14 protein-coding genes are annotated in these 20,261 nt (G+C 59.1%); 9 read left to right on the forward strand and 5 right to left on the reverse strand.

Going from position 1 to position 20,261, the window contains the following annotated elements:
• Positions 1 to 60: 60 nt before the first annotated feature.
• The 5 genes from L0U79_RS11860 to L0U79_RS11880 form a co-directional block, all read right to left on the reverse strand.
• The gene (locus L0U79_RS11860; RefSeq protein ID WP_233842485.1) at positions 61 to 1,407 is read right to left on the reverse strand and encodes a PAS domain-containing methyl-accepting chemotaxis protein; all 1,347 of its coding nucleotides are present in this window, start codon (positions 1,405 to 1,407) and stop codon (positions 61 to 63) included.
• Positions 1,408 to 1,703: 296 nt separating this feature from the next.
• Positions 1,704 to 1,829 carry a type B 50S ribosomal protein L36 gene (gene ykgO, locus L0U79_RS11865; RefSeq protein ID WP_008215056.1) on the reverse strand — a complete coding sequence of 42 codons (126 nt, stop codon included), beginning with the start codon at positions 1,827 to 1,829 and terminating at the stop codon, positions 1,704 to 1,706.
• Between the two features lie 63 nt (positions 1,830 to 1,892).
• Positions 1,893 to 2,804: a LysR family transcriptional regulator gene (locus tag L0U79_RS11870; RefSeq protein WP_233842486.1), complete on the reverse strand. Its 912-nt coding sequence runs from the start codon at positions 2,802 to 2,804 to the stop codon at positions 1,893 to 1,895.
• A 232-nt stretch (positions 2,805 to 3,036) separates the two neighbouring features.
• Positions 3,037 to 5,058: an NADPH-dependent 2,4-dienoyl-CoA reductase gene (locus L0U79_RS11875; RefSeq protein WP_233842487.1), complete on the reverse strand. Its 2,022-nt coding sequence runs from the start codon at positions 5,056 to 5,058 to the stop codon at positions 3,037 to 3,039.
• A gap of 83 nt (positions 5,059 to 5,141) precedes the next feature.
• The gene (locus L0U79_RS11880; RefSeq protein ID WP_233843894.1) at positions 5,142 to 5,399 is read right to left on the reverse strand and encodes an acyl-CoA-binding protein; all 258 of its coding nucleotides are present in this window, start codon (positions 5,397 to 5,399) and stop codon (positions 5,142 to 5,144) included.
• A gap of 108 nt (positions 5,400 to 5,507) precedes the next feature.
• Here L0U79_RS11880 and cmk point away from each other — a divergent pair, with 108 nt between their 5' ends.
• The 9 genes from cmk to L0U79_RS11925 all read left to right on the forward strand — a co-directional run bounded on the left by cmk (position 5,508) and on the right by L0U79_RS11925 (position 20,178).
• A complete protein-coding gene (gene cmk, locus L0U79_RS11885) occupies positions 5,508 to 6,188 on the forward strand; it encodes a (d)CMP kinase (RefSeq protein ID WP_233842488.1) in 681 nt (226 codons plus the stop codon).
• A 159-nt stretch (positions 6,189 to 6,347) separates the two neighbouring features.
• On the forward strand, positions 6,348 to 8,021 hold the full coding sequence (gene rpsA / locus L0U79_RS11890) for a 30S ribosomal protein S1 (RefSeq protein ID WP_233842489.1): 1,674 nt from the start codon (positions 6,348 to 6,350) through the stop codon (positions 8,019 to 8,021).
• 12 nt (positions 8,022 to 8,033) lie between these two features.
• Complete coding sequence (locus L0U79_RS11895) at positions 8,034 to 8,390, forward strand: integration host factor subunit beta (RefSeq protein WP_345778451.1); 357 nt, start codon at positions 8,034 to 8,036, stop codon at positions 8,388 to 8,390.
• Between the two features lie 151 nt (positions 8,391 to 8,541).
• Positions 8,542 to 8,802, forward strand: coding sequence for a DUF1049 domain-containing protein (locus L0U79_RS11900; protein WP_233843895.1), 261 nt, complete (start codon positions 8,542 to 8,544; stop codon positions 8,800 to 8,802).
• Positions 8,799 to 9,974 carry a lipopolysaccharide assembly protein LapB gene (gene lapB / locus L0U79_RS11905; RefSeq protein ID WP_233842491.1) on the forward strand — a complete coding sequence of 392 codons (1,176 nt, stop codon included), beginning with the start codon at positions 8,799 to 8,801 and terminating at the stop codon, positions 9,972 to 9,974. The genes L0U79_RS11900 and lapB overlap by 4 nt, the downstream gene beginning before the upstream one ends.
• A complete protein-coding gene (locus L0U79_RS11910) occupies positions 9,967 to 11,013 on the forward strand; it encodes a glycosyltransferase family 4 protein (protein WP_233842492.1) in 1,047 nt (348 codons plus the stop codon). Before lapB ends, L0U79_RS11910 begins: the two co-directional genes overlap by 8 nt.
• On the forward strand, positions 11,000 to 12,895 hold the full coding sequence (locus L0U79_RS11915; protein WP_233842493.1) for a nucleoside-diphosphate sugar epimerase/dehydratase: 1,896 nt from the start codon (positions 11,000 to 11,002) through the stop codon (positions 12,893 to 12,895). The genes L0U79_RS11910 and L0U79_RS11915 overlap by 14 nt, the downstream gene beginning before the upstream one ends.
• Complete coding sequence (gene galU / locus L0U79_RS11920) at positions 12,896 to 13,768, forward strand: UTP--glucose-1-phosphate uridylyltransferase GalU (protein ID WP_233842494.1); 873 nt, start codon at positions 12,896 to 12,898, stop codon at positions 13,766 to 13,768.
• Between the two features lie 329 nt (positions 13,769 to 14,097).
• Positions 14,098 to 20,178 carry an alpha-2-macroglobulin gene (locus L0U79_RS11925; RefSeq protein WP_233842495.1) on the forward strand — a complete coding sequence of 2,027 codons (6,081 nt, stop codon included), beginning with the start codon at positions 14,098 to 14,100 and terminating at the stop codon, positions 20,176 to 20,178.
• Positions 20,179 to 20,261 lie beyond the last annotated feature (83 nt).

Genomic DNA, 20,261 nt, shown 5'->3' on the forward strand with positions numbered 1-20,261 from the left:
CCTCAGATCGCGAGGCGCTTGTAAGCATGCATGCCGGGCTTCCTGTTGGAAGCCCTTTTTTTATGTGGTCACGGCGCTGTTTGCGCGCAAACGTTCGATCGCTACATTGACGTGCGAAATATCCGTGGTCTGCGAGTCGGCTGCATTCGCGATTTGCCCAACGCGTTCGTTCACCTGCATGGTTGATGTCACGATGTTGCGCATCGCTTCGCCGGCTTGGCGCGCGCGGTGGCTGCCTTGAGCCAGCGAATCGATGGCGTTCTGGATCAATTCGCGAATATCCCGCGCCGACTGCGCACTGCGTTGCGAGAGGGCGCGCACTTCTTGCGCCACAACGCCAAAGCCCTTGCCTTGTTCGCCCGCATGCGCCGCTTCGACGGCGGCATTGAGCGCCAGGATATTGGTTTGGAAGGCGATCGAATCCATCACACCGATGATTTCGGCCATGCTTTGCGCGCGATCGTTGATATCGCTGATCGTGCCCACCAATTCGCTCACCATCGTGCCGCCCGTGCTCGCGCTGCTGCTTGCCTCGTTCGCTAGACGGCTTGCACGTTGCGCCTCGCCTGCAATAGCCGGAACCGATCTGGAAAGCGAACCCAACGCGGCTTGCAACGCCTGTACGGCGCGGGTTTGTTCGGTGACGTCGGTGGCATATTTGACGATCTTGAAGGGACGTCCATCCTGGTCGAAGATCGGGTTGTAGCTCGCCTGAATCCACACTTCCGAGCCGTCCTTGCGCACTCGGCAATATAAGCCGGCGTTGTATTCGCCGTCGCGCATGCGCGACCAGAATTGACGGTACTCGTCGCTCTCGCGCGTGGCATTGTCGACAAACATGCGGTGATGATGGCCGACGATTTCTTCGCGCTGGTAACCGAGCGTCTGCAGAAAATTGTCGTTGGCATCGAGGATGATGCCGTTAAGGTCGAAGCTGATTACGGCTTGCGCGCGATCGATCGCGGCGAGACGGCCTTCCATGTCGGCGGCCTGCAGACGTTCGCCGGTGACGTCGATGGCGTGCTTGACGACTTTGAACGGTTTACCGCTTCGATCGAGAATGGGGCTATAGCTGCCTTGTATCCAAACATCGCGGCCGCCTTTGGCGACGCGCTTGTACTGGCCGGTGTATTGCTCGCCGGAGCGCAGACGTTCCCAGAATTTTGCATAGCCAGCGCTCTCGCGTTCGGCCGGGTCGACGAACATGCGGTGATGTTTTCCGACGACTTCGTCGCGCGTATAGCCCATGGTGCGCAAGAAGTTGTCATTCGCTTCGAGAATCGTGCCATCGAGCTTGAACTCGATAATGGCTTGCGCCTTGTGCAACGCATCGACCTGCGCTTGAAGATCCAAGCGAGAGTGGTTGACGCGACGACTTTTGCTAAACAAGCTGCGCAGACGTTTCATGGTGCCCGTTCCGGTGGCGACGATGTCGAATCGAACGTACCGACTGGCGCGATTCAGTACAGATGAATGATCTTCATGGCACCGATTGCGACTCCGAATCAGCCGTGTCGTTACGGGTTTCATCGGCACAACGGAGAGTGGACTTAAGGCGTCACCGCGTCTCGCCAGGCTTTCTGAGCATCGACCTTGGGCGGATCGACTACGCCAGACATGAAAAAACCGCCTTTCGGCGGCTCGTCATGCAGATAAAAAAAGCCGCTACGGGAGCGGCTTTTTTCACGTATTCGCGAAAACGATCAACGCTGGCGCGCTTTGAAACGCGGGTTGCTCTTGCAGATCACGAACACTTTGCCGCGACGGCGCACAACCTTGCAGTCACGGTGCCGCTGCTTGGCGGACTTCAAAGAGGAAAGCACCTTCACGGCAGGCTCCTAGAACGAAATGAATCACGGAAAGCGCGCAAGTATAACGATTTGAATCACTTATCACAAGCCCAGCGCGGCTTTGGCGTCGGCCGCCGTTTCCAGGAACTGCAGCACCACCGGCGAAGGATTTTCCGCCCGACTGGCGACGGCCAGCAAGAGGTAGGCATCGGGGTCGGCCAGCGGCACATAGCTCACGCCGGGCAGCTTCACCGCCTGCATGCTGGCCGGGACCAGGGAAAGGCCGATGCCAGCCGACACCAGGGCGACCAGGCCGTTGATCTGCTGCGCATGTTGCCGAATCACGGGGTGAAAGCCCGCCTTCGACGCCAGCCGGACCAGCCGGTCGTAGAGCGTCGCCGCCAATTCGCGGGGTTGGATCACGAAGGGATCGCCCGCTACTTCGCCGAGCTCCACGCTTGATCTTCCTGCTAGGCGGTGATTTTCGGGCATGGCCAGCAGTAGGGGTTCGCGATCGATCACGTCGAGGCGGATCGCGTAGGCATCGTCTTCATGGGTGGGCACATCGCGCACGAAGCCGACATCGATCTGCCCGTTACGCAGGGCGACGAATTGTGGCTCGGTGTACATCTCGGTCAGCCAGACACGCACATTGGGCGCGTTTTGGCCGAGCCGGAGCAACGTTTGGGGCAGGGCAGGATGGAATGATACCGATACGGTGTAGGCGAGCTTAAGTTGCCCGCTGAAGCCAGCGGCGGCTTCGGCAACCTGGGCGCGGGCATCGTCGGCCATCGCGAGGATCTGGCGAGCCTGCTCAAGAAATAGCCTGCCTGGAGCGGTGAGAGCGACATTGCGTTTGTCGCGTTCCAGCAGCTTGACGCCCAGCTCCTGCTCCAGCGCCTGGATTTGCTGAGAAAGCGGTGGCTGAGAGAGATGCAGGCGCTGCGCGGCGCGGGTGAAGCTCAGTTCTTCCGCGACGGCGACGAAATAGCGAAGTTGGCGAAAATCAAACATATATGATTTTCAAATAAGTGGGGCTCTAAATATATATTTGATTCTGTATCGGGTCGATCATAATATAGGCCCTGTCGCACCACTGACCCCCTCCCCCCGAGTGGTGCTGACCCTCGCCCCGCAGCGACGCTACCCCCGCGGTATTTCGGCCTCCCTCCCCAGAGCCACTACCGACGCGTCGCTAGCGGGGCGCTTCCTTTCTTGATCCCCGGCAATGCTTTACGGAACTTTCTTAGAGTTCCGCCGCAAGCCGTGTGCCCTGGGCAATGGCGCGCTTGGCGTCCAATTCCGCGGCAACGTCGGCCCCGCCGATCACGTGCACCCGTAAATGGCCGAGCTCGGTGAGTGAGTCCGCCAGGCCGCGGTTTGGCTCTTGGCCCGCGCACACGATGACGTTGTCGACCGGTAGTACCTGGGATTTGCCATCGATGGTGATATGCAGTCCCTCGTCGTTAAAACGGTCGTAGGTAACGCCGCCGAGCATCGCGACCTGCTTGTTCTTCAAGGTGGCGCGATGAACCCATCCAGTGGTTTTGTTGAGGCGCGCGCCCGGGCGACCTTGCGTGCGTTGCAACAGCCAAACTTGTCGTGCTGCAGGTTCAGGTCGCGCGGCTAGCAAACCCCCTTGATGTTCAAGCTGCATATCCACACCCCACTCGCGCGTCCATCGCGCAACGTCGGTGGTCGGCGATGGGGCGTGTTCGACCAGGAACTCCGCAACATCGAAGCCGATACCGCCCGCGCCGATGATGGCCACGCGTTGCCCAACGGGATGATTTCGCGCAAGCACATCGAGATAACTCAGCACGCGAGGATCATCGCTTCCAGGGAAACTTACGCGCCGCGGCGTGATGCCTGTCGCGACCACAATATCGTCGTAGTTTTCGGTCTTGAGCGCGGTTGCGTCGGCGATTCGGCCCAATTGCAACTGCACGCCGGTATCGGTCAAACGATGTGTGAAATACCGCAGCGTCTCGTGGAATTCTTCTTTGCCGGGAATGCGTTTGGCATAGTTGAATTGACCGCCGATCTCGTTCGCGCCATCGATCAACGTGACGCGGTGACCGCGTTCCGCCAACGTCGACGCGCACGCCATGCCGGCGGGTCCGGCGCCTACTACCGCGACGCTTTTGCGCGTCGTTGCAGGCGCAATGCGCAGCTCCGTTTCGTGACATGCGCGCGGATTGACCATACAACTTGCGCGCTGATTTTCGAATACGTGATCGAGGCACGCCTGGTTGCAGGCGATGCATGTGTTGATGCGTTCGCTGCGACCTGTTTTTGCTTTAGCCGCCCATTCCGGATCAGCCAGCAGCGGTCGCGCCATCGACACCATGTCCGCTTCGCCGCTGGCGAGAATGCGTTCGGCGACATCGGGCATGTTGATGCGGTTGGTGGTGATCAGTGGAATCGAGACTTCGCTTTTCAGCTTTTGCGTAACCCACGTAAAACCTGCGCGCGGCACGCTGGTAACGATGGTTGGTACACGCGCTTCATGCCAGCCGATGCCTGTGTTGATAATGCTCGCGCCTGCCGATTCGATCTGCTTGGCGAGGGTAACGATCTCTTCCCATGTCTGTCCGCCTTCGACGAGGTCGAGCATCGAAAGGCGATAGATGATGATGAAATCGCGTCCTACGGCTTCGCGCATGCGTCGCACGATTTCGACGGGAAACCGCATGCGTCGCGCGGCATCGCCGCCCCAGGCATCGTTGCGTTGATTGGTGCGGGCGGCGATGAATTGATTGATCAGATAGCCTTCGGAACCCATGACTTCCACGCCGTCGTATCCCGCATCGCGTGCGAGTTGCGCGCAGCGGACGAAGTCGTTGATGGTGCGTTCGACGGCGCGTGCGCTCAGCGCTCGTGGCGTAAAAGGCGTGATGGGCGATTTGATACGCGACGGCGCCACGGAAAGCGGGTGATAGCCGTAACGACCGGCATGCAGGATTTGCATGCAGATGCGTCCGCCTTCGGCGTGCACGGCGCGGGTGATTTTCCGATGCCTGGGTTTGTGCCAGGGCAGGGTCATGCGTCCGCCAAACGGCTTGAGCCAACCCTCGATGCTAGGTGCGATGCCGCCAGTGACCATCAGGCCGACACCGCCTCGCGCACGCTCTGCGAAATAGGCCGCCAACTTGTCGAAATCGGCCGATTTGTCCTCCAGCCCGGTGTGCATCGAACCCATCAGGATGCGATTAGGCAAGGTGACGTGTCCCAGCGAGAGCGGGGCGAACAAATGGGGATAGTTCATACGGCGACCGTGTTCAAACGATCGTATGAATGTGCCGGCTAATCGCGATGGGCGCAAGTGGCCCCGGCGGGGCACGTTCTATTTCAGTCGAGCAATTGTTGTACCAAGGCGATGTATTGACGCATGGCTTCGTCCTGCGACATGCCCTTCAAACGCGCCCAGGCTTCCTGTTTGGCGGTGCCGATAAAGTCAAAGAAGCCAGGCTGACAACCGTGCACGTCGCCCTCCATGCCTTGCTTGTAAAGCGCGTAAAGGCTCAACAGCGTGTCGTTGTCGGGCCGCTCGTGCACATGCCGCACATCTTGCGCGGCTTGGGTGAACTGATGATGGAGCTCGTTCATGGAGAGCGGCTGGTATTCAGTGGCGATGGAGCGAGAGCTGTTGAGCATGCGCTTAGTACCTCTGTAAACACGATAAGCTAAGCACTTCCCGTGCCATCAGGTTCGTCCATGCAAACACGCCAGTCCGCGCCCGTACTAACCATCGACGGACCCTCCGGATCAGGCAAAGGCACGATCAGCCGGCTGGTGGCGGAGCACCTCGGCTGGCGATTGCTGGATTCAGGAGCCCTGTACCGAGCAGTCGGTTACGCGGCGGGCATGGCTGGGCTGGATTTATCCGATGCCGAAGCCGTGACCCGCTGTGCCGAAACCACGAAGATCCAGTTTCGTGCGGTGCCACATGATGCCGAAACGCGCGTAATCGTCAATGGACACGATGCCACAGACGAGCTTCGGACTGAGACGGCTGGCGCCGCCGCGTCGGCGATCGCCTCGATTCCAACGGTCAGACAGGCGCTTGTTGCCTTGCAGCTGAGCTTCCGCAAGTCACCCGGTTTGGTGGCCGACGGACGGGATATGGGGACCGTGATCTTCCCTGACGCCCCCTACAAGGTGTTCCTGACCGCCAGCGCGGCCGAAAGAGCCAAAAGGCGCTATAAGCAGTTGAAGGAAAAGGGGCTGAGCGTTACACTTGCTACTCTTCAGAGCGAAATTGAAGCGCGTGACGCCCGCGATGCATCGCGAGCTGTGGCGCCGCTCAAACCCGCCAGCGATGCGGTGCTAGTGGATACCACCGGCATGGGAATCGAGGATGTGGTCGCTAAAGTATTGGCCGTCGTGAAACCGTAAAGGTTGCGGCGGCATTGGTGCTTCATGCCGCGGCATGAAGTTTTGGTCAACGGTGTGAGGGCGTGTCCCGACCACCCATAACCGGTGGGCCTGCCCAATTGCGCAAATATCCGACGGCGCGCACGTGGGTGAGGGCCTTTTCTTATTTCTGGAATCAACATGACTGAAAGTTTTGCCGAGCTGTTTGAACAGAGCCAACAGGCCATTTCTAAGCTGAAGCCGGGCGCCATCGTCACCGGTATCGTTGTGGAAATCCGCAACGACGTCGTTGTGATCAACGCGGGCCTCAAGAGCGAAGGCATCGTTCCGATCGAGCAGTTCAAGAGCGAGAACGGCGAGTTGGAAGTGCGCGTTGGCGACGAGGTGAAGGTAGCCCTCGATGCCCTGGAAGACGGCTTCGGCGAAACGAAGCTCTCCCGCGAGAAGGCCAAGCGTTCCATGGTGTGGGACGATCTGGAACAGGCTTTCGACAAGGAAGAGACCATCGTCGGCAAGATCTCCGGCAAGGTCAAAGGCGGCTTCACCGTCGACATCAAGGACGTCCGCGCATTCTTGCCGGGTTCGTTGGTCGACGTGCGCCCGGTCCGCGATCCGGTTTATCTGGAAGGCAAGGACCTCGAGTTCAAGATCATCAAGCTGGACCGCAAGCGCAACAACGTCGTTGTCAGCCGCCGCGCCGTCGTCGAGACCGAGTTCTCCGAGGAGCGCGAGAAGCTGCTTGAGCGCCTGACCGAAGGCGCCGTTGTGAAGGGCACGGTCAAGAACCTCACCGACTACGGCGCGTTCGTGGATCTGGGCGGTATCGACGGCCTGCTGCACATCACCGACATGGCGTGGAAGCGCGTGCGTCATCCGTCCGAAGTCGTCAACGTCGGCGACGAGCTGGATGTTCGCGTGCTGAAGTACGACCGCGAGCGCAACCGCGTGTCGCTGGGTCTGAAGCAGCTGGGCGACGATCCGTGGGTGGCGATTTCGCGTCGTTATCCGGTTGGCAGCCGCCTGTTCGGCAAGGTCTCCAACGTCACCGATTACGGTTGCTTCGTCGAGATCGAACCGGGCGTGGAAGGTCTGGTCCACGTGTCCGAAATGGATTGGACCAACAAGAACGTCAATCCGGCCAAGGTGGTGCAGGTTGGCGACGAAACCGAAGTGATGGTGCTGGACGTGGATGAAGAGCGTCGCCGCATCTCGCTGGGTATCAAACAGACCCGTTCCAATCCGTGGGAAGCGTTTGCGGCCACCCACAAGAAGGGCGACAAGGTGTCCGGTCAGATCAAGTCGATCACCGACTTCGGCATCTTCATCGGCCTGGACGGCGGCATCGACGGTCTGGTTCACCTGTCCGACATCTCCTGGCAGGCGTCCGGCGAAGACCTCGTGCGCAACTTCAAGAAGGGCGACGAGATCGAAGCCGTGGTGCTGGCCGTGGATCCGGAGCGCGAGCGCATCTCCCTCGGCATCAAGCAGATGGAGCAAGATCCGTTCGGTCACTTCATGGCGGTCCATCCGCGTGGCGCCGTCGTCAACGGCACGGTGAAGGAAGTGGACGCCAAGGGTGCGGTGATCGACCTGGGCGACGGCGTCGAGGGTTACCTCCGCGCCAGCGATATCGCCAAGGAACGCATCGAAGATGCCACGCAGCATCTGAAGGTGGGCGACAAGGTCGAAGCCAAGTTCACGGGTATGGACCGCAAGGGTCGCCAGCTGTCGCTGTCGATTCGCGCCAAGGACGAGGAAGAGCTGCAAGACGCCATGGCCGAGTATTCGTCCGCGTCGGGTGGCACGACCAAGCTTGGTGCGCTGTTGAAAGAACAGCTCAACAAGGCTGACTGATATAGTGCCTGCATTGGGGCGGCGGTCTCGCCGCCCCAATTCGTTCCACGTCACGGACATTGGGGACCCATGACCAAATCCGAGCTGATTGAGGCGCTGGCAAGGCGTCAGACCCATCTTGCGTTTGGAGACGTCGAGCTGGCGGTCAAAAACGTTATCGAGCAGATGAGCCAGGCGCTATCTAGCGGCGAACGTATCGAGATTCGCGGCTTCGGTAGCTTCGCACTGCATTACCGTCCGCCGCGTATGGGCCGCAATCCCAAGACGGGCGAAGCTGTCGCTTTGCCTGGTAAGCACGTTCCACATTTCAAGCCAGGAAAAGAGTTGCGCGAACGCGTCAATTTGCACCTGGAGCAGCAAGCCGGCTAAGGCCGTTGCTTCATTCTTATTCCGACAGGCAGGCGGTTTCGAACCGATCCTGCCTTTTCTTTTTTTTGATTGTCGAAAACAACGACTCAGACTGAATTTTCCTTCACATAGTCCCCTGTGAGGCATTCAGGCAATCAGGTAAAGTCGCATGATGCGACTGATCGTTATGCTGTTATTGCTGCTGTTCATCGCCGGGGGAGTGGTGCTGGGGGCGCTCAACGCGGACCTCGTCGGCTATGACCTCGTGTTTGCGCGTGTCCAAGTGCCCAAAGGGGCGGCTCTGTTGACCATGCTGGCGCTGGGCTGGATTTTGGGTGGCCTGACGGCATGGCTGGGCGTTACCACGCGCCACCGCCGCGAGCGACGACGCTCGGTTAAAGCTACTGGCGCCAAGGTGTCGAAAACCCCATGAGCGCCTTTTATCCGCTGCTGGCTTTGCTTATACCGGCGGCCTTCCTAAGTGGCTGGTGGACAGCTCGACGTGCTGGCGTGCGCCGTTCGGGCGCGCAGGTCAGCGAACTGTCCTCGGACTATTTCCGTGGCTTGAACTACTTGCTCAACGAGGAGCAGGACAAAGCTATCGAAGTGTTCCTCAAGCTCGCCGAATACAACCGCGACACCGTAGAAACGCACTTAGCGTTAGGCAATCTTTTTCGGCGTCGCGGCGAAGTGGATCGAGCTATCCGTTTGCATCAACACTTGGTTTCCAGGCCCGGCTTGTCCGAAGGCATGAAGACCGTGGCCTTGCTCGAGCTCGGCGAGGACTATATGCGCGCCGGCCTCCTCGATCGCGCGGAAGCCTTGTTTTCCGATCTCGTGGCGATGAACGCACATGCGCCATCGGCGCTGCGCCATCTCATTGCGATCTATCAGCACGAACGCGATTGGCACAAAGCCATCGAACACGCGCGCCGCCTGGAAGCAATGACGGGCGAAGAAGAAGCAACCACGATCTCGCAGTTCTATTGCGAACTTGCGGAACAGTCGCGTCAGCACGGCGCCCGTGCAGACGCGCGCGAGTACTTGCAGCAAGCGTTTTCCAGTCAGCCTGATTGCGTTCGAGCCTTCATGCTCACTGGCCGATTGCATGCCGAGGAAGGACATCACGCCGAAGCGGTCGACGTCTACGAACAAGCCGTCAGCGCCGATATCGCGTTCGTACCGGAAATTCTACCGCCCTTGCTCGACAGCTATGCGCGGTCCGGGCAAATGGAACGCGCGGAGCGTTTTCTGCGGGATATTCTCGCGCGTTATCACGGTATTTCGCCGGTATTGGCGCTCACGCATTTGTATCAGCGACGCGATGGCGAAAAGCCTGCCATCGAATTTCTTACCTCGCAATTGCGGCAACGTCCTTCGGTGCGCGGACTTATGGCATTGATCGACGCGACCATGGATAAGATCGAAGGTGAGGCGCGCGAAAACTTTTTGATCCTGCGCGACCTCACGCACAAGCTGCTCGAAGGGCAGGCGATGTATCGCTGCAGTCATTGCGGCTTTGGAACCAAGGCGCACCACTGGCAGTGCCCGAGTTGCAAAGGCTGGAGCACTATTCGGCCAATCCACGGTGTCGCCAATGAGTGATGCATTCGCGGCTTACGTTGCCCCGATTGCGTTGGCGGTGTTGTTTGCTTTTTTGATCGCGTGGAGCGTGGTGCGTATCGCCATTGCGTACGCTCATCGTCGCGGCATGCTGGATCAACCAGGGCAACGGCGCTCGCATACGATCCCCACACCGCGCGGTGGCGGTATCGGTATTGTCGTAGCGATTTTGCTCACGATTCCCGTTTCTTTGTGCGAACGATCGTCGCCTTGGCCGGTTCACGTTGTTATCGCGTTGATGCTCGCGACGTCGATGATTGCCGCCATCGGTTGGTGGGACGATCATCGTTCCTTGCCGGCGCTTCCACGCTTCGGCGTGCAATTATTGGCGGTGGCCTTGTTTTTCGCTTCCTTGATCGCCGGTGGCCCAAGCTGGCTCTGGTTACCGCTGTGGGTTCTCGGCGGTACATGGAGCGTCAACTTGCATAACTTCATGGACGGCATCGACGGACTGCTGGCCCAACAGGGCATCTTCGTGGCAACCGGTTTAACCGTACTGGCATGGGCGATTGGCCAGCCTGCACTCGCCGGGGCGTCGGCATGCGTCGCAGCATCTTGCGTCGGGTTTTGGTACTACAACCGGCCGCCAGCTCGCATTTTTATGGGGGATGTGGGCAGCGGCACCATCGGCCTATTGATATTCGGACTGACCGCGATGGTATGGCGGATAGATTGGCTTGCGGTATGGCCTGCGCTGATTCTCAGTTCAGCTTTCGTGACGGATGCAAGCCTTACCCTGCTTATCCGAATCGTGCGAGGACGTCGCTGGTACACTGCGCATCGCGAACATCTGTATCAATGGATCGTGCGCAGGGGGCATACGCACGCAGTCAGTGCAGCATGGTATTTGGGGTGGAATGTGCTGGTCGCGGCGCCGATGGCCGCGTTGGCGTTCGAAAAACCAAGGATGGGGCTTATGGCCTGCATCGTCACTTATGCGGTCGCAGCGGTCGTTTGGATCTTTGCCAAACATCGTCTCGTCCAGCGGGATCGATACAAGGTTCGTTATGTCCATACGTAAATGGGTCGGCACAGTTCATCCGCGGGCGGCAGTCGTCTTGCACGACTTGCTGGTCACGGCGCTGGCGTGGTGGGTCGCCAAGGAACTGCGTTACGCATTGGACCCTAAGCTGATTATCACGTTCGAGCCGTACGAATTTCCGATTGTGCTGTCCGTGCAAGGCTTGGTCTACGCATGGACCGGTCTCTATAAAGGCGTATGGCGTTTCGCCAGCCTGCCGGATTTGTGGAACATCTTGCGCGCAGCCATCGTCGGCATGGTCGCGATTGGCGTTGCATTGTTCTTGTACGGACGCCTGGACGGCGTGCCGCGTTCGATCTTGTTGCTCTATCCCTTCGTGTTGGCGTTGTTCCTGGGTACGCCACGACTGGCTTATCGCTTCTGGAAAGATAGCCGCGTCGATCTGTTCATGAACGCCAAGACCCAGCGCGTGCTCGTTGTCGGCGCGGATCGCGCGGGCGAAGCACTTGCGCGCGATTTGCATCGCGATAGCCGCTATATGGTGGTGGGTTTCGTCGACGACCATCGATCGTTGCGCGGCGCACGCATTAACGGAAAGCCTGTACTGGGTACGTTGGAACAGCTTCCGGAAGTCGCGAAAGAAGCCGCAGTACAAATGCTGCTGATCGCGTTGCCTGGCGCGAGCGCACGACAAATGCGTCAGGTCGTCGAGTTATGCGACCGCACCGGATTGCCGTACCGCACGGTTCCAAAGCTGGAAGACGTCGTCGCGGGACGCGCGCAATTCAATCAGATCAAAGAAGTGTCGATCGAGGATCTCCTCGGGCGCGACGCCGTCGAATTGGATTGGACGAAAATCCGCGAGACGCTCACTGGTCGCCGCGTGCTGATCACGGGCGGCGGCGGCTCGATCGGATCGGAACTCTGCCGACAAGTTGCGCGGCTCGGCGTGCATGCCTTGACGATTGTCGAATCGTGCGAATTCAATCTGTACCAAATTTCGCAGGAACTGCGCGCGGCGTATCCCGAGTTGTTACTCAATAGCGTGCTTGCCGATTGCGGCGATGCGACGGCGATGCGCCGTTTGTTCGCCGACGCCAAGCCGCAGGTCGTCTTTCATGCGGCGGCTTACAAGCACGTGCCCATGCTGCAAGGACAGTTGCGTACCGCGGTTCGCAACAACGTCATGTCGACGCGCACGGTGGCTGATTTGTCGAGCGAAACCGGCGTGGAATGTTTCGTTTTGATTTCCACCGACAAGGCCGTCAACCCGACCAGCGTCATGGGCGCGTGCAAACGCATTGCCGAGATCTGGTGCCAGAATCTCAACGCCCATTCGAAGACGCACTTCATCACCGTGCGGTTCGGCAATGTGTTGGATTCGGCAGGCTCCGTCGTGCCCCTGTTCCGTCAGCAAATTCAGGCCGGCGGCCCGGTGACGGTGACGCACCCGGAAATCTCCCGTTACTTCATGACCATTCCCGAAGCGACGCAGCTTATTTTGCAGGCCGCAGCCCTGGGCCAGGGCGGCGAAATCTTCGCGCTGGATATGGGCGAGCCGGTCAAGATCCGCGATCTTGCCGAACAGATGATCCGCCTTGCCGGCAAAAAACCAGGCACCGAGATACCGATCGTCTACACGGGACTGCGTTCAGGCGAGAAATTGTTCGAAGAATTGTTCCATCCACTCGAAAACTACAGTGCGACGACACACAACAAGATATTTCTAGCGCAGCACAGGCCCGTGTCGTGGGATCTGCTGCAAGCGCAGATGGCCAAGGCCGGCAGCGCAGTCAGCAACTACGACGAGGATGAGCTGCGCCAGTGCGTTTCCAGCCTGCTTCCGTCTTTCAGCTGGAGCGACACCGCGCAATCGAACAATGTGATTCCGCTTCGGCGTAACGATATTGGAGAGAAGTGAGTGAGTAAGCCATTACGCAAGGTGGTGTTTCCCGTGGCCGGCCTCGGCACGCGTTTTCTTCCCGCCACCAAAGTCGTCGCCAAGGAGATGTTGCCGGTACTGGATAAACCGCTGATTCAGTACGCGGTTGACGAAGCTGTCGACGCCGGCGCCGACACCCTGATCTTCGTCACCAATCGCTATAAGCACGCCATTGCCGATTACTTCGACAAGGCCTACGAGCTCGAAGCCAAGCTGCAGGAAAAGGGCAAGGACGAGCTGCTTGCGTTGGTGCAAGGCACGCTGCCCAGACACGTGCGCGCCATTTTCGTTACGCAGCCTGAGGCGCTGGGTCTCGGCCATGCCGTGCTCTGCGCCAAGCCGGTTGTGGGCGATGAGCCTTTCGGCGTCGTGCTGCCCGACGATTTGATCTGGAACCAAGGCAAGGGCGCGTTGCGCCAAATGGCCGATCTGTCCGAGTCCGAGAAAGCCGGCGTCATCGCCGTCGAGGAAGTGCCCCACGATCAAACCGACAAATACGGCATCGTCGATGCCGAACCCGTCGACGAGCGTAGCGCGCGAATCCGGTTTATGGTCGAAAAGCCCAAGCCTGCGGATGCGCCGTCCAATCTGGCGGTGGTCGGCCGTTACGTATTGCCTGGTCGCATCTTTCAGTTGCTGGAGCAAACCAAGCCCGGCGCCGGTGGTGAAATCCAGCTTACCGATGCTATCGAGGCTTTGTTGATGGAGCAGGGCAAAGTGCTCGCCTACCGCTTCGAAGGCACGCGTTTCGACTGCGGCAACAAAGCTGGCCTGGTGCGCGCCACCATGCATATGGCAATGCAAGATCCTTCTCTGGCCAAAGTCGTACGCGAAGTCGCCAGCACGCTTTGAGCGCGACGAATCATCGAACGGCCGCCAGTAACATGGCGGCCGTTTTCTATTTGCGGTGAGTTACCAACCCCAGGCGGTTAGGCGATAGAAGGGCGAGAGTCTAATTTGCGGACCAAGTCCTTGCTTCGGGCTTGCCATCTTTCTGCCTCGGCGCTTCCACTCGTGCCAGAATCGTGACCGCAGGCTGCCATGATTCCTGGGCAGTATGCGCATGGGGAATTCCGTTCGTAGCCGCTCATACCCACCGGTGTGACCTTTCCCTACAGCTGTGCGAACGCCATGGCGGGCGATGCCGTGGAACTTAAACGGATTGATCTTCGGAAAGCATTATGGATTTGCTGCGTTTTCTCCTACTCCTGCCCGTAAGGCTGTTGCGCGGCGTAATGGCCGCGCTGGGATTGGTGCTCAGTCCCCTGTTTGGGCAGGTGAGTTGGTCCGCGCCCGGCTGGACCCATGCGGTGCGGAAAAACCCCAAGCGTTCGCTCGGCGTGGCGTCGGCCAGCTTGCTAGTCGTTGCTTGCGGTTGGTTGGGCTGGCATTGGTACAAGCATCGGCCGCGTCCTGAAGAACCTGTGCGCATCACATGGAAGGTCGACGCACCGCAAGTCACCGACTACACCAAGCAGCCGGTGGCCATCCATCCGTTAGAGATCGAGTTTTCGGCATCCGCGGCGCCGATTGAGCTAGTCGGCAAACCCGTCGCAGACGGGATCGTCATGCAGCCGCAAACGAGCGGTCAGTGGACATGGGTGGACGATAAAACATTGCGTTTCACGCCAGCCGCGGACTGGCCGATCGGGCAGCATTACAAAGTTCGATTCGACGTTGCGCACGCGTTCGCCCATCACGTGCTGATGGCTGACGAAAAATTCGAATTCGACACCCAAGCCTTCAAAGCCGTGTTGGGTCGAGGCGAGTTCTATCAGGACCCACAGGACCCCACCGCCAAGAAAACCATCATTCCCATCGATTTCAATTACCCGGTCGATCCCGCGCAGTTCGAAAAACGTATTGCGCTGAGTCTTGCCGGAAAAGGCGATCAATCCGCGACAACGCTGAAATACAGCGTTACCTACGATCAATACAAGTTACGCGCATGGGTCCACTCGCAACCTCTGGACCTACCTCGCGACGATGGCGCGGTGATGCTTGCGCTCGACAGTGGCGTGCGCAGCGTGCGCGGAGGCAACGGCACCGACAGTGTGTTGAATGCCAGCGTACGTGTGCCCGGTCTATACAGCCTCACCGTCGACGACGTCAGCCCCACGCTCGTCGACAACGACAAATACGAGCCCGAACAGGTGATGGTGATTAACCTGAGCGGAGCCGTGCGCGACAGCGATCTGGCTGGGCTTGTGCATGCGTGGATACTGCCGGATCGCAATCCAAGATTCGCAAGCAACGGCAGCGTTGGCACTCAGGATAGTGAGAACGACGGAGAGCCCGAAACGTATTCGTGGGGTGCCGAGGAAGTCGGTGAAGATATTCTGCGCAAATCGCAGAAGCTTCCGTTGGAAGTCGTGCCGACGGAAAACGACTACCAAGCGCTGCAAAGCTTTAAGTTCCACGCCAATCCTCGTCAACACATTTACGTGCGTGTCGACAAAGGGCTAAAGTCTTTTGGCGGATATGTGCTGGGCAAGTCGGTAAATTCGGTAGTTACCGTACCCGATTATCCGAAACTTCTGCGATTCATGGCCGATGGTTCGTTGCTTTCGCTTAGCGGCAGCAAGCGCGTTTCGGTGGTGTCGCGCAACATGACCGGCATGCGTCTGCAAATCGGTCGCGTATTGCCGGATCAACTGCAGCATCTCGTCAGCCTTAATCAGGGCGATTACAAGCATCCGCAGCTTCCTTACAATTTCAGCGACGAACACATTGTCGACCGGTTCGAACTCAAGCGCGCATTCCCGTCGGGCGATCCTGCGCATGCGCACTACGAAGGCGTCGACCTTGGGCAATACCTGCAGTCAGGCAAACGCGGCGTATTTCTGCTGCATTTGTACGATTTCGACCCCGCCCAGGACAAAAAACAGGCTGAGCAGGCTGCCAAAGCCAAGGCGTATCAAAAGCAAGGTATTGCGCCTACTCCTCCTGGCGCGAAACCTGATCCGGATACCGATACGTCTGCGCCGGCATCCGGTGATGACGTCGACGGCAACGACGACGAGTCTTCTGCGCAAGACAGTCGTCTGATCGTCGTCACCGATCTGGGTATGTTGGTGAAGCGCTCACTGGACGGCAGCCAGGATGTTTTCGTGCAATCGATCCGTACTGGCCAGCCGGTTTCGGGGGCGAACGTATCGGTACTGGCGGTCAATGGGCAGACACTGTTCGCGCAGGACACAAGCGCCGATGGCGTCGTGCATTTTCCGACCTTCAAAGGATTGGATCGCGAAAAGCGCCCCGCGATGTATGTCGTCAAGAAGGCAGACGATCTGTCGTTCCTGCCGATTGGTGGCAGCGACCGACAACTCGATTACTCGCGATTCGACATCGGCGGCGAGGCAAGCGCCGTCAATCCGGGCACGTTGTCTGCGTACCTGTTTTCCGATCGGGGCATTTATCGTCCTGGCGACGACATCCACATCGGTTTGATCGTGCGTGCCGCCAGTTGGCTGCGCAATGTCGCCGGTATTCCGCTGCAAGCGGAGGTCGTCGATCCCCGCGGCGTTACCGTAAAGCAACTGTCGCTGAAAATGGACGACTCCGGCTTCGGTGAATTGACCTATACCCCAGCAGAAACCGCACCCACGGGCACCTGGACGGTGAACTTGTATATCGTGCGCGACGGCAAGGCCGACACGCAGATCGGCAACACCACGGTACAGGTCAAAGAATTTCAACCCGATCGCATGAAGGTATCGGCGAAGCTTTCGAGCATCGTTGCCGAAGGGTGGGTAAAGCCGACCGGACTCAAAGGACTTGTCGACGCGCAGAATTTGTTTGGTACACCGGCCGCGGATCGACGCGTCGAAGCGACATTGACGTTACGCCCGGCGTGGCCGTCGTTCCGAAGCTGGCCCGACTATCAGTTCTACGATGTTCACCGTGCGAAAGACGGTTACGACGAAGCGCTGCAAGACGGCAAGACCGACGAGAAAGGTCATGCCGAATTCGACCTCGACCTCAAAAAATACGCGGATGCGACCTATCAGCTGTATTTCCTCGTCAAAGCGCACGAGCCCGATGGTGGCCGCAGCGTGGCGGCTGCTACGCAGACGCTGGTGTCGAGCAACGATTGGTTGATCGGCTATCGCAGCGAAGACCCGCTCGACTACGTCAGCCGCAATGCCGTGCGCAAAGTGCATATCGTGGCGATCGATCCGCAGGCCAAGTCGATCAAATTGGACGGACTCAAAGCGGAGCTGATCGAACGACGTTACGTGTCGGTGCTCACGAAGCAGGATTCGGGCGTCTACAAATACGAATCCAAACTCAAGGAAATCCAGGTCAACGAGCAGCCATTGAGCATCCCGGCAGGCGGGCTCGATGTGACGCTACCGACCGACAAGCCTGGCAATTACGCCTTGGCTATCCTGCGCGGCACCGATCGTGTGGAAGTGAACCGTGTCGGCTATTCGGTGGCGGGCGATGCGAATCTTTCGCGCTCGCTCGATCGCAACGCCGAGTTGCAGCTCAACTTGGAGAAGGCGAACTACACGCCTGGCGATACCGTCAACGTTTCCATTCGCGCGCCTTATGCGGGCAGCGGTCTGATTACGATCGAGCGCGACAAAGTGTATGCGCATGCGTGGTTCCACGCGGACACCACCAGCTCAGTGCAACAGATCACCATTCCGAAGGACTTCGAAGGCAACGGATACATCAATGTGCAGTTCATCCGCGATCCTTCGTCGGATGAGATCTTCATGAGCCCACTGAGTTACGGCGTGGTGCCGTTCTCCGTGAATCTGGATGCGTGCCGCGATGCGATCAAGGTCGACTCGCCCGATGTGGTGAAGCCCGGCGATACCGTCACGTTCAAACTGCACGCGGAGCATCCGACGAAAGCGGTAGTGTTTGCCGTGGACGAAGGCATTCTGCAAGTCGCGCGTTACAAGTTGGGCGATCCGCTGCAGTTCTTCTTCCGCAAGAAGATGCTCGAAGTGCAAACGTCTCAGATACTCGATCTGATCTTGCCGGACTTCGAAAAATTGATGGCGCTGGCGGCGCCGGGTGGCGATGCGGACGCGGCGATCGGTCGGCAGCTCAATCCATTCAAGCGCAAACGCGACAAACCGGTGGTGTTTTGGTCGGGTATTGTCGATGTCGATGGCGACAAGGACTTCACTTACACCGTGCCCGATTACTTCAACGGCAAGTTGCGTGTGATGGCCGTTGCCGTTTCGCCGGATCGCGTCGGCACGTTTGAAGGCGCTACCACGGTGCGTGGCGATTTCGTGCTCTCGCCGAATGTTCCCACCACGCTTGCGCCGGGCGATGAAGCCGACGTGAGCGTCGGCGTCGCCAACAACCTTACCGGCCTGGGCGGAAAACAGGTGCCGGTAGCGGTGACGTTGCAAACGGGGCCGCAGCTGCAAGTCGTCGGTTCGGCCACGCAAAGCGTGAGCTTGGCCGAAATGCGCGAAGGCGTGGTGAAGTTCCGCGTCAAGGCTACGGAAAAGCTCGGTTCCGGCCATCTCGCCTTTACGGCGGCGTATGCCGGCAAGTCGGCGCATCAAGCGGTGGATGTATCCGTGCGTCCGGCCTCGGCGTATCGCACGCAGGTCGACGTCGGTCAGGTGTATACGCGCAGCCAGTCGGAAGTGTCGCCGTTGCGGCAGATGTTCGACGCGTACGCCGCGCGCGACGCCGCGGTTTCGCCGTTGCCGGTCGTGCTGGCGCAAGGCATCACCAGTTATCTCATCAACTATCAAAACTACTGCAGCGAGCAAGTGGTGAGCATGGCGATGCCGCGTCTTGTCGTGGCCAAATGGCCGCAAGTGCCGGTGTTCGCGCATGCCTTGCAACCCGCCTTTGGCGGGGAAGACGCCAAGAAGATCAGCAACCAGGAGGCGATCGCCAAGCTGATGGACGTGCTGCATGCGCGTCAGAACAGCGAAGGCGGATTCGGCTTGTGGTCGGCTACGCCCGATTCGGAGCCCTTCGTATCGGTCTATGTCATGAACTTTCTGCTCGAAGCGCGCGACCGCGGCACCGCCGTACCGCAGGACATGATCGACGGGGGTAACAAATATCTGCAGCAATTGGCGGCCGACGAAGGTATGGATTCGCTCGACAAGCTCCGTCAGCGCGCCTATGCGGCGTACCTGTTGACGCGGCAGGGCAATGTCACCACCAACGCCTTGGCATCGATCCAGAAGCGTTTGCAGGATGCCTATCCGCAAGTCTGGAAAAACGATCTGGCCGCAGCGTGGCTGGCGGCTTCCTACAAGCTGCTTAAGCAGGACGATGAAGCCAATCGCCTGATAGCCGGTCCCGAGCGCGTGCTGACGCGGTCGAAGCCCGACGATACCTACGTTTACAGCTACTACTATGACCCGCTGGTGCGCGATGCGAGCGTGCTTTATGTGTTGTCGAAGCATTTTCCTGAGCGCGCCAAAGCGTTGCCGGCGCGTGTGTTCGAAAACATTGCATGGCCGCTGGCGCACAATAACTTCAACACGTTGTCTTCTTCGATGACCATCCTTGCGCTGGACAGCTATGCCGGCCAGACGGGCGGCGAGCTGGACAAGCTCAGCATCCAGGAAGTGCACAGCGATGGCAGCGCCAAGGTCATATCAAGCGTGCAGAGCGATCTACTGCAAGCAGGAAGCTGGGACGCGGCAGCAACCAAGCTGCGGTTCATCAACCAAAGCAGTCTGCCAGCGTGGCGCGTCGCGAGCCAAAGCGGCTACGACCGCATACAGCCGGATAAGGCCATCGCCAACGGCATCGAGATTGTGCGCGAGTACACCGATACGCAAGGCAAATCATTGGACTCGGTGACATTGGGCGAAGAGATCGACGTTCATGTAAAAATTCGCGCCACGGGTAGCGACGCGGTCGGGAATGTCTCGATCGTGGATCTGCTGCCCGGCGGATTCGAGCCGGTGATCGAACCCCCGCCGGTCGTGAACGCTCAGCAAAATAGCGATGCCTCCGGCGGCAATTCGGACAGCGGCAACAGCGCGAGCGATAGCAACACGAGCGCCCCGCAGGCATGGCGTTCGCCGATCGGTCTGTCGGAATCGACCTGGCGTCCTGAGTACGCGGATATCCGTGAGGACCGCGTGGTGATCTATGGCGTTGCGACGCCGGATGTGCGCGAGTTCGTGTACCGCATACGCGCCACGAACGCGGGTACGTTTGCCGTGCCACCGGCTTATGCCGAGTCGATGTATGACCGGACTTTGCAGGCGCGCTCGGCAGGTGGTGCGTCATTGAAGGTCGTGGACAAACCTTGAACGCCTGGAAGACGAAATGCGATCCCCTCACCTACGTGCAGTAGGTGAGGGAGCCTTCTCCGGTTTGCATGCAGATATCCGTA

Source organism: Dyella sp. 2HG41-7 (assembly GCF_021390675.1).
GTDB lineage: Bacteria > Pseudomonadota > Gammaproteobacteria > Xanthomonadales > Rhodanobacteraceae > Dyella_B.

Coding starts and splice junctions, on each gene's coding strand:
- L0U79_RS11860 (WP_233842485.1), bottom strand. CDS start 1,407: ATGAAACGTCTGCGCAGCTTGTTTAGCAAAAGTCGTCGCGTCAACCAC.
- L0U79_RS11870 (WP_233842486.1), bottom strand. CDS start 2,804: ATGTTTGATTTTCGCCAACTTCGCTATTTCGTCGCCGTCGCGGAAGAA.
- L0U79_RS11875 (WP_233842487.1), bottom strand. CDS start 5,058: ATGAACTATCCCCATTTGTTCGCCCCGCTCTCGCTGGGACACGTCACC.
- L0U79_RS11880 (WP_233843894.1), bottom strand. CDS start 5,399: ATGAACGAGCTCCATCATCAGTTCACCCAAGCCGCGCAAGATGTGCGG.
- cmk (WP_233842488.1), top strand. CDS start 5,508: ATGCAAACACGCCAGTCCGCGCCCGTACTAACCATCGACGGACCCTCC.
- rpsA (WP_233842489.1), top strand. CDS start 6,348: ATGACTGAAAGTTTTGCCGAGCTGTTTGAACAGAGCCAACAGGCCATT.
- L0U79_RS11900 (WP_233843895.1), top strand. CDS start 8,542: ATGCGACTGATCGTTATGCTGTTATTGCTGCTGTTCATCGCCGGGGGA.
- lapB (WP_233842491.1), top strand. CDS start 8,799: ATGAGCGCCTTTTATCCGCTGCTGGCTTTGCTTATACCGGCGGCCTTC.
- L0U79_RS11910 (WP_233842492.1), top strand. CDS start 9,967: ATGAGTGATGCATTCGCGGCTTACGTTGCCCCGATTGCGTTGGCGGTG.
- L0U79_RS11915 (WP_233842493.1), top strand. CDS start 11,000: ATGTCCATACGTAAATGGGTCGGCACAGTTCATCCGCGGGCGGCAGTC.
- L0U79_RS11925 (WP_233842495.1), top strand. CDS start 14,098: ATGGATTTGCTGCGTTTTCTCCTACTCCTGCCCGTAAGGCTGTTGCGC.